This is a genomic window from Chitiniphilus shinanonensis DSM 23277, assembly GCF_000374805.1.
Classification (GTDB): domain Bacteria; phylum Pseudomonadota; class Gammaproteobacteria; order Burkholderiales; family Chitinibacteraceae; genus Chitiniphilus; species Chitiniphilus shinanonensis.
Genome location: NZ_KB895336.1, coordinates 235,078 through 248,436, shown reverse-complemented (window position 1 = coordinate 248,436; position 13,359 = coordinate 235,078). Strand labels below are relative to the sequence as shown.

The following is a 13,359-nucleotide window of genomic DNA, read 5'->3' as shown; positions in this document are numbered from 1 at the left end:
CCGAAGGGCGGATCGACTCGGAGCGGCTGACAAAGCCTTCCGGCTGGGTCGTGCGCGGGCGCCGAGCCTCACTTGCCGTACCCCTTGTACTGTCCAGGTGTCGCGCTCCTTGCCAGAACCGCTTCGGCGGGTTTTGGCGGCCGTTCCTAAGGTTTCGCCAGCGCCGCGACGATGGTCCGCACGTTGTAACGCATCATCTCCAGGTAACTGCCCGCCGGTCCCGACCTGACCGACAGCGCGTCGGCATAGAGCCGGGGGCCGGGCTTCACGCCGGCCTCGCTGCCCAGCAACTGCAAGGTACGCGGGTTGCTCATGTTCTCCACGAAGACCGCCGAGATCCGCTCCGCCTTGATCTGCCGGATCAGCGCGGCCACGTCGCGCGCGCTGGGCTCGGCCTCGGTCGAAACACCCTGCGGCGCCAGGAAGCGGATGTCGTAGCGCTGCGCCAGGTAGCCGAACGCGTCGTGCGAGGTGATCACCTTGCGACGCGGCTGCGGCACCTTGGCGAACTGCGCAGCGGCCCAGCGATCCAGTTCCAGCAGCTGCGCCACGTAATGGTCGCCATTGCGGCGGTAGACGGCGGCGCCGGCCGGATCGGCCTGACTCAGCGCGCGCACCAGATTGTTCACGTACAGCACCACGTTGCGCGGGTCCTGCCAGGCGTGGGGGTCGATACCGCCATGGTCGTGATCGTGATCATGCGCAGCGTGGTCATCGTGGTCGTGGGCCATCCGGCGCGGCTTGATCCCCTGGCTGAGCACCACCTGCGTGCCGCGGAAGCCGGACGACGCGGCCAGCCGGTCGAGCCAGCCCTCGAAACCCAGCCCGTTGACCACCAGCAGCCGCGCGCCGGCCACGGTACGCGCGTCCGACGGGCGCGGCTGGAACACGTGCGCGTCCTGGTCCGGGCCGACCAGGGTGGTGACGCTGACGCGCTCGCCGCCGACCTGCGCCACCAGGTCGCCCAGGATGCTGAAGCTGGCCACCACCGGCAGCCGATCGGCTGCCGACGCGACGGCCGCGGCGGCGCACAGTGCCAGCGCGCCGAACAGGCGTTGCATGGTTTTCATGGATCACTCCTCGCTTGGAAAAATCAGCCCCGCAGATGCGGTCGACGCCACAGGCGCGGCAGCCAGCCGCGCGGCGCCACCGTCAGCGACAACAGGTACAGCGCACCGGCGCACAGGATGATGGCGGGGCCGGACGGCAGATCGGCATGGAACGACCACAGCAGGCCGCCGACACCGGCCAGCACCGCCTGACACGCGCTGTTGAGCAGTTGCGCCGGCAGGGTGTCGTGCCACAGCCGCGCCGACACGGCGGGCAGCATCATGATGCCCACCGCCATCAGCGTCCCCAGTGTCTGGAAGGCGCCGACCAGATTGAGCACCACCAGCAGCAGAAACCCCTGCTGGTAGACGCCGCGGCGCCCACCGACCGCGCCGAGGAAATCCGGGTCGAAGATCTCCAGCAGCAGTCCGCGGTACAGCAGCGCACCCAGCAGCAAGGTGACACTGGCGATGCCGGCGACCAGCAGCAGTCCCGGCGCGTTCACGCCCAGCACGTTGCCGAACAGGATGTGCAACAGATCAAGCTGGCTGCCGCTGCGCGAGATCAGCAACACGCCCAGCGCCAGCGCCAGCAGGTAGGCGGCGGTCAGGCTGGCGTCCTCGCGCAGTTCGGTATGACGCGCCACCAGCCCCGCCAGCAGCACCACCGCCACGCCGGCGGCGAACCCACCCAGGCTGAGCGCCGGCAACGACAGGCCGAAGTAGATGAACGCGACCGCCACGCCGGGCAGCACCGCATGGCTCATGGCATCGCCGATCAGGCTCATGCGGCGCAGCGTGAGCAGCACGCCCAGCGGCGCGCCGCCCAGTGCCAGCGCCAGCGACGCCACCAGCGCCCGCCGCATGAAGGCGAACTCCTGGAACGGTTCGAACAACGCCTGGTAGACCGTCATGCCGCCAGCTCCGGTGCGCACGGCCGCGCGTGGTCGTCCCAGGCCTCGATCATGTCTTGCGCGGCCTGCAGGTGCGCCGCGCTGAGCACTTCGGCGGAATCGCCCCAGGCGATCAGCCGTCGTGCCAGCAACAGCGTGCTGGGGAAATGCGCACGCACCTGCTGGTGGTCGTGCAGCACCGCCAGTACGGTGCGCCCGGCGGCGTGCCAGCGGTGTACCAGCGCCAGCAGGTCGGCCGTGGTCCGGGCGTCGATGGCGTTGAACGGCTCGTCGAGCAGGATCAGCTCGGCATCCTGCATCATCAGCCGGGCGAACAGCACCCGTTGGAACTGCCCCACCGACAACGTGCCCACCGGCCGGGCCGCGAAGCCGGACAGCCCGACCTCGCCCAGCGCCGTCAACGCGCGCTCGCGCTCGCCGTGGGCGATGCCGCCCAGCAGGCCGCGCCGGGTCCAGGCACCGAGCAGTACCGCATCCAGCACCGTGATCGGGAACTGCCGCTCCAGCGCCGATTGCTGCGGCAGGTAGGCGATGCACGATGCCGGCAGATGCAACATCACCTTTCCTTCCTGCGCCGGCAGTTGTCCGAGGATGCCCTTGAGCAAGGTGCTCTTGCCCGCGCCATTCGGCCCCACCACCGCGGTGAGCGAACCCCGCGCCAGCGTGCCGGAGACGTGATGCACCGCCGGATGGCGGCGATACGCCAACGTGACGTTGTGCAGCGAAACCAGCGCCTCGCTCATGCCAGCGCCCACCATACCGCCAGCCACAGCGCGAGCAGGCCGGGCAGCACGCAGGCCACGCGGACGGGCGCGCTCAGCGCCAGCAAGGATTGCAGCGATGGGAAGATTCGATCGGGGAACAGGCGAAGGCGGGGCATGAGGCGGCGGGGCGACGGAAAGGCGCCATTGTTCTCGCTTCCTTTTTCTTATGCAACTTTATTGCATAAACAACGTATCCACGGAGCCAGGAAGCAGAAATCTGGAAGCCAGCGCAAGGGCGCCGCATTGCCAAGTAATGCCACACCCCGAATCGGAACCATCGTTCTGCCAGCCCGGTCATTCACCGCGTGGCGGCCATCGGCCACGGTCACTTTGCAGCGTCTGCCGGTCTTCCTCGCCCCCGCCACCCTGCCTTTCCCCCGGCTTTTCTCCCTCCTGCGAGCGACGCTGAAGCCCTCCCGACGAATGGCATTTTTTACGACGGGCTTCCAGATAAATCCTAACAACTTGTTTTTATTGATGTTTATCAGAATCGTTGAGCGAGAATCCGTCGCATTGAGGTCAGTCACTTAGTTCGAATCAGTTCATTTAACTTTACAACTATTCGGACATGGACTTTAATTGCGCCAAGGACGACGCGACGATCGAGCCAAAAGCAAGAGCCTCAGCGCGAAGTCCGCTTCAAACACATACACGAAGAGGATTTGCAGACATGACCAAGCTCACCAAGATCTCCGCCCTGATCGCCGGCGCCACCCTTACCCTGGGCGCGTTCGCAGCGGATGGCGCACAAAGCGAAACCGCCACCCAGCCCGTCCTGGCCGAAGCCGGCCAAGGCGCCGTGGCCGTACAGTTCAAGCTGACCGAAGGCAACCAGGGCACCCTGGCTACCCAGCCGGTCCTGGCCGAAGGCAACCAAGGCACCCTCGCCACCAAGCCGGTCCTCGCCGAAGGCAACCAAGGCACCCTGGCTACCCAGCCGGTTCTGGCTGAAGGTAACCAAGGCACGCTGGCTACCCAGCCGGTCCTGGCCGAAGGTAACCAAGGCACCCTGGCTACCCAGCCGGTCCTGGCCGAAGGCAACCAAGGCACCCTCGCCACCAAGCCGGTCCTCGCCGAAGGCAACCAAGGCACCCTCGCCACCAAGCCGGTCCTGGCCGAAGGTAACCAAGGCACGCTGGCTACCAAGCCGGTTCTGGCCGAAGGCAACCAGGGCACGCTGGCTACCAAGCCGGTTCTGGCCGAAGGCAACCAGGGCACGCTGGCCACCAAGCCCGCCCTTGCCTGATCGGCACACGAGCAACAAAAAACCCGCGGCTGGCCGCGGGTTTTTTGTTGGGGCGGATGACGGATCAGGCGCGCTTGAAGACCAGCGTGCCGTTGGTGCCGCCAAAGCCGAACGAGTTGGAGATCGCCACCCGGATCGGCATCTCGCGGGCCGTGTTGGCCACGTAATCCAGATCGCAACCGCCTTCCACGTCCTGTTCGAACAGGTTGATGGTGGGAGGCGAGATCTGGTGATGCAGCGCCAGGATCGAATACACCGCCTCGACGCCACCGGCACCACCGAGCAGGTGCCCGGTCATCGACTTGGTGGAGTTCACCACCAGCTTGCGGGCGTGATCGCCGAACGCGATCTTCAGTGCGTTGGTCTCGTTGGCGTCACCCAGCGGGGTGGACGTGCCGTGGGCGTTCACGTAGTCGACTTCGTCGGCGTTGATGCCGGCGTCGCGCAGCGCATTGACCACGCCGCGCGCCGGGCCTTCGGCGTTGGGCGCGGTGATGTGGTGGGCATCCGAGCTCATGCCGAAACCGATCAACTCGGCATAGATACGTGCGCCACGCGCCTTGGCGTGCTCGTATTCCTCCAGCACCACCACGCCGGCGCCCTCGCCCATCACGAAGCCGTCGCGGCCCTTGTCCCACGGACGACTGGCGGTGGCCGGGTCGTCGTTACGGGTGGACAGCGCCTTCATCGCGGCGAAACCACCGATGCCCAGGCGCGAGATCGCGCCCTCGGCACCGCCGGCGACCATCACGTCGGCATCGCCGTACTGGATGATGCGGCTGGCGTCGCCGATGCTGTGCGCACCGGTGGTGCAGGCGGACACGATGCCGTAGGTGGGACCCTGGTAGCCCTTGAGGATCGACACGTGGCCGGAGATCAGGTTGATCAGCGAACCGGGGATGAAGAACGGACCGATCTTGCGCGGGCCGCCGGCGCGCAGGTCGCCGTCGGTTTCCTCGATCAGCGGCAGGCCGCCGATGCCGGAGCCGATGTTGACGCCGACGCGGGTCTTGTCCAGGTTGGCCACGTCGTCCAGGCCGGCATCGGCGATGGCCTGCAGGCCCGCGGCGACGCCGAAATGGATGAACAGGTCCATCCGGCGCGCTTCCTTGGCCGAGATGTATTGGGTGATGTCGAAATCGCGGACTTCACCTGCGATCTGGCAAGCCAGGTCGGAGGCATCGAAGCGCGTGATGCGGTCGATGCCCGACTTGCCGGCCAGCAGGTTGGCCCAGCCGGTCGCCACATCGTTGCCGATGGGCGCTACATGGCCCAGGCCGGTGACGACGACTCTGCGTCTGGACATGGGGGTCTCCTAGGTGCCGGTTCCGTGGCGGAAGCGGCGTTGAAGCCAGATGGAAGAAGAGCGGCCCACGGGGCTCATCGGGAATCGGGCCTCGCGCACGCGCGAGCATAGGGGACCAGCCCCCGACAGCCCAACAATCCCAACGAGCGCACCGTAGCCGCTCCGGGCCGCCCACGACGGGGCGGCAGGCGATAGCGCGGAAGAATTACTTGTTCAGGTGAGCGCTGACGTAGTCGATCGCTTGCTGGACAGTAGTGATCTTTTCGGCTTCTTCGTCCGGAATCTCGCACTCGAATTCTTCTTCGAGGGCCATCACGAGTTCAACGGTGTCGAGAGAATCCGCACCGAGGTCGTTCACGAAGGACGACTCGTTCTTGACGTCGGTTTCCGGCACGCCAAGCTGCTCGGCAACGATTTTCTTCACGCGCTGTTCGATGTTTTCCATGGATGTAACCCAAGCCTTTTGGATGTATTCAGAAAAAAGCGTCGGCATTGTACCAAAAAAAAGCGGGTCGCCAAGTCGGGCCCACCGTTCGTCTGATCCTGCGCAACGCGGTCGGTTTCACAGCAGGCGCCGATCACGTCCGGCGCCAATGTCACATCAATTCATATACATGCCGCCATTCACGTGCAGGGTCTGCCCCGTGATGTAGGCGGCGCGGTCCGAAGCCAGGAAACCCACGGCATCGGCGATTTCCTTGGGCTCGCCCAGGCGCCCCAGCGCGATGTTCTGCACCAGCGCGGCCTTCTGCTCCTCGGGCAGGCCCCGGGTCATGTCGGTATCGATGAAACCCGGTGCCACCGCGTTGACGGTCACGCCGCGGCTGCCGATTTCGCGGGCCAGCGATTTGGTAAAGCCAAACAGTGCCGCCTTGGCTGCCGAATAGTTGGTCTGTCCCGGATTGCCGGTGGCACCGACCACCGACGCGATGTTGATGATACGACCCCAGCGGGCTTTCATCATGCCACGCAACACCGCCTTGGAGAGTTTGTAGACCGGACGCAGATTGGTGTCCATGATGGCGTCCCATTCCTCGTCCTTCATCCGCATCAGCAGGTTGTCGCGGGTGATGCCAGCGTTGTTGACCAGGATGGCGATCGGGCCGTGCGCCTTCTCGATATCGGCGATGATCGCCTCGCAGGCGCCCTCGTCGGTCACGTTCAGCGGCAGGCCGGCGCCCTTGCCACCGGCTGCGGCCAGGTAAGCCGAGATCGCCTGCGCGCCGGCTTCGCTGGTGGCGGTGCCGATCACGGTCGCGCCCTGCGCGGCCAGCTCCAGCGCGATCGCCTGACCGATCCCCCGAGAAGCGCCGGTCACCAGCGCCACCTTTCCTTCAAGACTCATCGTCGTTCCTCTTCCAGTCGAGATGGCCGCGGGATGCCTGCCCCACGGCCTGGTTGGTTACAGCAGCGCCTTCAGCGCATCGAACGCGGCGGCATCGGTCAGCGCCACGTGCTGCGCATCGCTGGCGATGCGCTTGTCCAGGCCCACCAGCACCTTGCCGGGGCCGCATTCGGCGAACACCGTCGCGCCCTGGGCGGCCATCGCCTGCACCGTCTCCACCCAGCGCACCGGCTGGTAGAGCTGGCGCGCCAGCGCGTCCTTGATCTGTGCCGGATCCTGGTAGCTGGCGACGTCGGCGTTGTGCAGCACCGGGATGTTGGGCGCGTTCAGCGTGATCTGATCCAGCCGGGCGAGCAGCGCATCGGCGGCCGGGCGCATCAGGTCGCAGTGCGACGGCACCGATACCGGCAACAGCAGCGCGCGCTTGGCGCCGCGCGCCTTGGCCGCCTCGCAGGCGCGCTCGACCGCAGCCTTGGCACCGGCGATGACGATCTGGCCCGGCGAATTGAAGTTCACCGCCTGCACCACGTCGCCCTGTGCCGCTTCGGCACAGGCGGCGACCACGTCGGCATCGGACAGGCCCAGCACGGCGGCCATTGCGCCCTCGCCTTCCGGCACGGCGCTCTGCATCGCCTCGGCGCGCAGACGCACCAGTTGCACGGCGTCGGCGAAACCGAGCACTTCGGCCGCGACCAGCGCGCTGTATTCGCCCAGGCTGTGTCCGGCCAGCAGCGCCGGCTTGGCGCCACCGGCGGCGAGCCAGGCGCGCCACACCGCCACCCCGGCGGCCAGCATGGCCGGCTGGGTGTTGACGGTGGCGTTGAGCGCTTCGGCCGGGCCTTCGGTCACCAGTTGCCACAGATCCTGGTTCAGCGCGGCCGAGGCCTCGTCGAAGGTGGCCTTGACCACCGCGGCGTCGGCAAAGCCGGCAAGCATGCCGACCGACTGCGAACCCTGGCCGGGAAAGACGAATGCGAGAGACATGAAAACTCCTATCGACAATGCGGGGTTCGCCGGCGGGCCGGTCGATCATTCGGCGGCCGCGCCGCCGCCCCAGACTGAAACGGGCGTTTGAAAATGCAAACGGCGCATTGCTGCGCCGTATCGGGTCATCAGTAGGCCAGCAGGACCCCGCCCCAGGCGAAGCCGCCGCCGATCCCTTCCAGCATCAGCTTGTGGCCACGCTGGATGCGGCCGGAGCGCACGCCTTCGTCGAGCGCCAGCGGAATCGAGGCGGCCGAGGTATTGCCGTGGCGGTCGACCGTCACCACCACCTGCTCCATCGGCAGGCCCAGATGCTTGGCGGTGGATTCGATGATGCGCAGATTGGCCTGGTGCGGCACCAGCCAGTCGACCTGACTCTTGTCGAGCCCGGCCGCGGCCAGGGTTTCCTCGGCCACGTCGGCCAGCGCACGCACGGCGAACTTGAATACGGCGTTGCCTTCCATGTACAGCCACGGCGTGCCGTCCAGGCCGCCCTGGCGGATGCGGGCATCGCTCTTCAGGATATGGCGGTAGCGGCCGTCGGCATGCAGGCGGGTTTCCAGGATGCCGGTTTCCTCGGAAGGCTGGAGCACCACGGCGCCGGCACCGTCGCCGAACAGGATGCAGGTGCCGCGGTCCTGCCAGTTCACCAGGTTGGACACCACTTCCGCGCCCACCACCACCGCGCACTTGGCGGCGCCGGTCTTGACGAACTTGTCGGCGGTGGCCAGCGCATAGATGAAGCCGGCGCAGACCGCCTGCACGTCGAACGCGGGAAAGCCGTGCAGGCCCAGTTTGTCCTGGAGCACGCACGCGGTGGACGGAAAGACGTTGTCCGGCGTGGTGGTGGCGACGATCAGGAGGTCGATCTCTTCCTTGGCGACGCCGGCCGCCTCCAGCGCGCGCTCGACCGCGACCACGGCCAGGTCGGAAGTACGCTGCTCCTCGGCGGCGACGTGGCGCTGGCGGATGCCGGTGCGGGCGACGATCCATTCGTCGCTGGTGTCGATGGTCCGGGCCAGGTCGTCGTTGGTGACGATCTTTTCGGGCAGGTAGGAGCCGGTGCCGGCGATGCGGGAATACATGACTGCCTCTCTTGAGAGATAGGTGGGGGCGGACCGGCTCAGCCGGCGGAGGCCGGGCTTCCCGCCACGGCGAGCTGCTGCTGCACCTGATCGGCGATGCGCTGGGCCACGCCGGCACGCGCTTCCTGCTCGGCCTGCTTGAGCGCCCAGTAGAACGCCATGCGGTCGGCGCCGCCGTGGCTTTTTACCACGATACCGTTCAGCCCCAGAAGCGATGCGCCATTGTACCGCCGCGGATCGACCCGCTTCTTGAAGCGGCGCAGCACCGGGTAGGCCAGACCGGCGATCAGCTTGGTCCACCAGTTGCGCACGAATTCCTCGCGCAGGAAGTCCGACAGCATCTTGGCCAGCCCTTCGGACGACTTCAGCGCCACGTTGCCGGAAAAGCCGTCGCAGGCCACCACGTCCACTGCGCCGCTGAACAGGTCGTCGCCCTCGACGTTGCCGACGAAATTGAGTTGGCTGGCGCGCAGCAATTCGGCCGATTCCTTCACCAGGCCGTTGCCCTTCATTTCCTCTTCGCCGACGTTCAGCAGACCGACGCTGGGCTGCGGCTTCTGCTTCACCGCCGAATACAGCGCCGAACCCATGATGGCGAATTGCAGCAGGTGCTCCGGCGTGCAATCGACGTTGGCGCCCAGGTCGAGCACGCAGGTCTCGCCGCCGGCGCGCGTCGGCAGCATCTTGGCGATGGCCGGGCGCTCGATGCCGCGGATGGTCTTGAGCACGAAGCGCGCGGTGGCCATCAGCGCGCCGGTATTGCCGGCGGACACGCAGGCATGGGCTTCGCCGTTCTTGACCAGGTTGATCGCCACGCGCATCGACGAATCTTTCTTGTTCTTCAGCGCCGACTGCGGCGCCTCGTCCATGCTGACCACCTCGGAGGCGGCGTGGATGCGCAGGCGCGGACCCACCTGGCGACGGCGGGCCTTCAACTCGGCCTCGATGGCGTCCGGCAGGCCGACCAGCACCACGTCGACTTCGGGGTGATCGTCCAGAAAGCGCAGCACTGCGGGGACGGTGACATGGGTGCCGTGGTCACCGCCCATGGCGTCCACTGCTACGGTGATATCCATGAGTTTCCTGGGTATTGTCCAGAATGGCGAACGGCGCAAGGGGGATCTCCCACTTGCGCCGTTTTCATAACCATATGGTTATAAAGGCTATTTACAGCCGGGCGGAATTACTCGCCCTTGGCCTTGATCACGCGACGGCCGCGATAGTAGCCATTCGGGCTGATGTGGTGACGCAGGTGCGCTTCACCGGTGGTCGGCTCGACGGCCAGGGCCGGAGCGGTCAGGAAGTCGTGGGCGCGATGCATGCCGCGCTTGGACGGGGACTTTTTGTTCTGTTGAACTGCCATGATGAAGCTCCTTGAAAACCAGTATCGATGAGTTAGTCTTCCGCTTTCCTGGTTTTCAAAGTCGCCAGGACTGCAAACGGATTCGGTTTGTCGGCCTTGTCGGCCGTCCCGGACGTTCCCTCGCAGGCGTCGTGCCTGGGCGCGAAGGGAACGGCCAGCAATACTTCTTCTTCCACCAGCGCGTCGATATCCAGCGCGGGATCGACCAGCATGCCTTCCAGGTCTTCGTCCTGCTCTTCGGCCTCGTCCAGCGTGGCCTCGTCGGAGAACTGGGTCAGCTCGGTCTTCACCGCCACCGGCCAGGTCATCGGTTGCAGGCAACGCTGGCAGACCAGGTGCAGCTCGCCGGAAACATCCAGGTGCAATACCGGGCGTTGCAGGCGGTCGATGCTCCCTGCCAGGCGCCACGTCAGCCGGCCATTCCGATCAGCCAGCTGATCGTGCAGGCGGGTCAACGCGCCGACCTCGACTTCGCCCGCGAGCGACTGTTTTTCCTTGGCAAATTCAGCGCTGTGGAGAACGGTCATACCCTGGTCGGACGAAGCGGAAACCGCGCATGATACAATCCCGCCGCAAAGCGTGTCAAAGCCTTTCTCTACCGTCCTTCCAGTCGATTTTCCATGCAAAAACAAGCTGTTTCAGTCGGGCTGGTGCTGGCCTCCACCTCGCCCTATCGCCGTGAATTGCTCGCCCGCCTGGGGCTGCCGTTCGAGGTCGCCGCGCCCGAGGTCGACGAGACGCCGCTACCCGGCGAGGACGCTGCCGCCACCAGCCTGCGCCTGGCCGTCGCCAAGGCGCGTGCGCTGGCATCGCGCCACCCTGCCGCACTGCTGATCGGCTCCGACCAGGTGGCGCTGCTCGACGGCGTACAGCTGGGCAAGCCCGGCGATCACGAGCGCGCGGTGACGCAATTGCGCGCGATGCGTGGCCGACGCATCGACTTCCATACCGCGGTGGCGCTGCACAACAGCGCCAGCGGCGTCACCCACACCCACGTCGATGTCAGCAGCGTGACCATGCGCGATTACAGCGATGCCGAGATCGAGTCCTACCTGCGCCGCGAACAACCGTACAACTGCGCCGGCAGCGCCAAGACCGAGGGCCTGGGCACGGTGATGATCGCCGCGCTGGAAAACCGCGACCCGTCGGCCATCGTGGGCCTGCCGCTGATCGCGCTGTGCGACATGCTGCGCACCGAAGGCGTGGCGCTGCTATGAGCACCGGCACCCTCTACCTGATCCCGGTGCCGCTGGGCGGCGACCGGCTCGACGCCATCCTGCCCGCCGACGTATTGCAACGCGCACGCGAGCTGACGCACTTCGTGGTCGAGAACGCCAAGACCGCTCGCGCCGTGCTCAAGGCGTTCGGCACCCCGCACGAACTGCGCTCGCTGTGGATGGGCGAACTGAACGAACACACCCGCGAGGCCGAGCTGGCCGCGCTGCTGGCCCCGTTGCTGGCCGGCCACGACGTGGGCCTGATGAGCGAGGCCGGCTGCCCCGGCGTGGCCGACCCCGGCGCCAACCTGGTGCGGCTGGCGCATGCGCGCGGCATCCGGGTCGCGCCGCTGGTGGGGCCGTCGTCGATCCTGCTGGCGTTGATGGCCGCCGGCGCCAACGGCCAGAAGTTCCGCTTCAACGGCTATCTGCCCGCCCAGGAGCCGGCGCGCGCCGAAGCGATCCGCCGCCTGGAGCAGGAGTCGTTCAAGCAGCAGCAGGCCGAACTGTTCATCGAAACGCCGTATCGCAACGAGGCGCTGTTCGCCGCGCTGCTGGCCGCCTGCCGACCGAACACGCAATTGACGGTGGCCTGCGACCTGACCACCGCCGGCGAGTGGATCGCCACCCGCAGCGTGGCGCAGTGGAAGAACAGCGAGCGCCCCGCGCTGAACAAGCGCCCGACCGTGTTCGTGCTGTACGCCGCGTAACCGGCAAGCGGCCGCGATGCCATTAAGATATGAGCGGCTGACAAAACCCCGCAAAGCGGTCCTGGCAAGAAGCGCGAAACGTCCTGAACGGCGGTAAACCGGACTTCCTTCGGTCGCACACAGTACGTGCAGTACGGCAAGCAAGGCTCGGCGCCCCCGCGCGACGCGGCCAGGAGGTCTTGTTAGCCGCCCTAAAACGCCGCGCCGATCCCCGGCGCGCATCCCAGCCCAAGAGCCACCATGAGCAAATTCTGGAGTCCCGTCGTCGCCCGCCTGACCCCGTATGTGCCGGGCGAGCAACCCAAGATCACCAATCTGGTCAAGCTCAACACCAACGAGAACCCGTACGGGCCATCGCCCAAGGTGTTGGCCGCGCTGAAGGATGCCGCGTCCGACCATTTGCGGCTGTACCCCGATGCCAATGCCGATGACCTCAAGGCCACCATTGCCCGCTACCACGACCTGACCCCGGCGCATGTCTTCGTCGGCAACGGCTCGGACGAGGTGCTGGCCCACGCGTTCCTGGCGCTGCTCAAACACGACCGGCCGCTCTGTTTCCCGGACATCAGCTACAGCTTCTATCCGGTGTACTGCGGCCTGTACGACATCGATTACCGCGCGGTGCCGGTGGACGAGGCGTATCGCATCGACCTGAACGATTACGACGATGGCGCCGGCGCGGTGATCTTCCCCAACCCCAACGCGCCCACCGGGCGCCTGCTGGGCCTGGCGGACATCGAGGCGCTGCTGAACCGGCTGCACGACCGGGTGGTGGTGATCGACGAGGCGTACATCGACTTCGGCGGCGACAGCGCCATCGCACTGGTGCGGCGCCATCCCAACCTGCTGGTGGTGCAGACGCTGTCCAAGTCGCGCTCGCTGGCCGGCCTGCGCGTCGGCTTCGCCGTCGGCCATCCCGAACTGATCGAGGCGCTGGAGCGGGTGAAGAACAGCTTCAACTCCTACCCGCTGGATCGCCCGGCGCAACTGGGCGCCATCGCCGCGTTCGAGGACGAAGCCTACTTCCAGGAGGCACGCGCCAAGGTGATCGCCAGCCGCGAGTGGCTGGTGGAGGATCTGAAGGAACTGGGGTTCGACGTGCTGCCGTCGGCCGCCAACTTCGTGTTCGCCCGCCACCCGCAGCGCGACGCCGGCGAGCTGGCCGCCGCCCTGCGCCAGCGCGCCATCATCGTGCGCCACTTCAAGCTGCCGCGTATCGATCAGTTCCTGCGCATCAGCATCGGCACCGATGCCGAGTGCGAGGCGCTGGTGAAGGCGTTGAGCGAAATCTTGGCGTAACGTCGCCTCCAACAGAAACGGCCACCGGGAAGGTGGCCGTTTCTGTTTCAGCGCGCCAAGCGCGCCATCTGGAAGCA

General features: G+C 66.6%; 16 protein-coding genes. 4 read left to right on the top strand and 12 right to left on the bottom strand.

Annotation, left to right across the window (positions count from 1 at the left end; translation table 11 throughout):
* Nucleotides 1–146: 146 nt before the first annotated feature.
* The 4 genes from C556_RS0104880 to C556_RS22780 are packed head-to-tail and all read right to left on the bottom strand — an operon-like array spanning nt 147 to nt 2,843.
* The gene (locus C556_RS0104880; RefSeq protein ID WP_018747110.1) at nt 147–1,070 is read right to left on the bottom strand and encodes a metal ABC transporter substrate-binding protein; all 924 of its coding nucleotides are present in this window, start codon (nt 1,068–1,070) and stop codon (nt 147–149) included.
* A gap of 23 nt (nt 1,071–1,093) precedes the next feature.
* A complete protein-coding gene (locus C556_RS0104875) occupies nt 1,094–1,963 on the bottom strand; it encodes a metal ABC transporter permease (protein WP_018747109.1) in 870 nt (289 codons plus the stop codon).
* Nucleotides 1,960–2,706, bottom strand: coding sequence for a metal ABC transporter ATP-binding protein (locus C556_RS0104870; RefSeq protein WP_018747108.1), 747 nt, complete (start codon nt 2,704–2,706; stop codon nt 1,960–1,962). Before C556_RS0104870 ends, C556_RS0104875 begins: the two co-directional genes overlap by 4 nt.
* Complete coding sequence (locus C556_RS22780; RefSeq protein ID WP_018747107.1) at nt 2,703–2,843, bottom strand: hypothetical protein; 141 nt, start codon at nt 2,841–2,843, stop codon at nt 2,703–2,705. The genes C556_RS0104870 and C556_RS22780 overlap by 4 nt, the downstream gene beginning before the upstream one ends.
* Nucleotides 2,844–3,397: 554 nt before the next feature.
* On the opposite strand from C556_RS22780, the gene C556_RS0104860 reads away from it, so the two are divergent.
* Nucleotides 3,398–3,973, top strand: a complete 576-nt coding sequence (locus tag C556_RS0104860) for a hypothetical protein (RefSeq protein ID WP_018747106.1) — start codon at nt 3,398–3,400, stop codon at nt 3,971–3,973.
* Between the two features lie 64 nt (nt 3,974–4,037).
* On the opposite strand, the gene fabF is transcribed toward C556_RS0104860, so the two are convergent.
* The 8 genes from fabF to C556_RS0104820 all read right to left on the bottom strand — a co-directional run bounded on the left by fabF (nt 4,038) and on the right by C556_RS0104820 (nt 10,583).
* Nucleotides 4,038–5,279, bottom strand: coding sequence for a beta-ketoacyl-ACP synthase II (gene fabF, locus C556_RS0104855; protein WP_018747105.1), 1,242 nt, complete (start codon nt 5,277–5,279; stop codon nt 4,038–4,040).
* A 205-nt stretch (nt 5,280–5,484) separates the two neighbouring features.
* Entirely contained in the window at nt 5,485–5,724 is a 240-nt protein-coding gene (gene acpP, locus C556_RS0104850; RefSeq protein WP_018747104.1) for an acyl carrier protein, read from the bottom strand.
* Between the two features lie 156 nt (nt 5,725–5,880).
* Nucleotides 5,881–6,624, bottom strand: a complete 744-nt coding sequence (fabG, locus tag C556_RS0104845) for a 3-oxoacyl-ACP reductase FabG (RefSeq protein ID WP_026262817.1) — start codon at nt 6,622–6,624, stop codon at nt 5,881–5,883.
* A 57-nt stretch (nt 6,625–6,681) separates the two neighbouring features.
* A complete protein-coding gene (gene fabD / locus C556_RS0104840) occupies nt 6,682–7,608 on the bottom strand; it encodes an ACP S-malonyltransferase (RefSeq protein WP_018747102.1) in 927 nt (308 codons plus the stop codon).
* Between the two features lie 128 nt (nt 7,609–7,736).
* The gene (locus C556_RS0104835; protein WP_018747101.1) at nt 7,737–8,693 is read right to left on the bottom strand and encodes a beta-ketoacyl-ACP synthase III; all 957 of its coding nucleotides are present in this window, start codon (nt 8,691–8,693) and stop codon (nt 7,737–7,739) included.
* A gap of 38 nt (nt 8,694–8,731) precedes the next feature.
* Nucleotides 8,732–9,769 (bottom strand): phosphate acyltransferase PlsX, encoded by a 1,038-nt coding sequence (plsX, locus tag C556_RS0104830; protein ID WP_018747100.1) that lies wholly within the window; start codon nt 9,767–9,769, stop codon nt 8,732–8,734.
* A 107-nt stretch (nt 9,770–9,876) separates the two neighbouring features.
* Entirely contained in the window at nt 9,877–10,056 is a 180-nt protein-coding gene (rpmF, locus tag C556_RS0104825; protein WP_018747099.1) for a 50S ribosomal protein L32, read from the bottom strand.
* A 32-nt stretch (nt 10,057–10,088) separates the two neighbouring features.
* Nucleotides 10,089–10,583: a YceD family protein gene (locus C556_RS0104820; protein WP_018747098.1), complete on the bottom strand. Its 495-nt coding sequence runs from the start codon at nt 10,581–10,583 to the stop codon at nt 10,089–10,091.
* A gap of 93 nt (nt 10,584–10,676) precedes the next feature.
* Here C556_RS0104820 and C556_RS0104815 point away from each other — a divergent pair, with 93 nt between their 5' ends.
* From C556_RS0104815 to hisC, 3 genes are all read left to right on the top strand, one after another.
* Nucleotides 10,677–11,273: a Maf family protein gene (locus C556_RS0104815; RefSeq protein WP_040430375.1), complete on the top strand. Its 597-nt coding sequence runs from the start codon at nt 10,677–10,679 to the stop codon at nt 11,271–11,273.
* Complete coding sequence (locus C556_RS0104810; RefSeq protein WP_018747096.1) at nt 11,270–11,983, top strand: SAM-dependent methyltransferase; 714 nt, start codon at nt 11,270–11,272, stop codon at nt 11,981–11,983. The genes C556_RS0104815 and C556_RS0104810 overlap by 4 nt, the downstream gene beginning before the upstream one ends.
* Before the next feature lie 240 nt (nt 11,984–12,223).
* Nucleotides 12,224–13,282 (top strand): histidinol-phosphate transaminase, encoded by a 1,059-nt coding sequence (hisC, locus tag C556_RS0104805; protein ID WP_018747095.1) that lies wholly within the window; start codon nt 12,224–12,226, stop codon nt 13,280–13,282.
* Nucleotides 13,283–13,359: the final 77 nt, after the last annotated feature.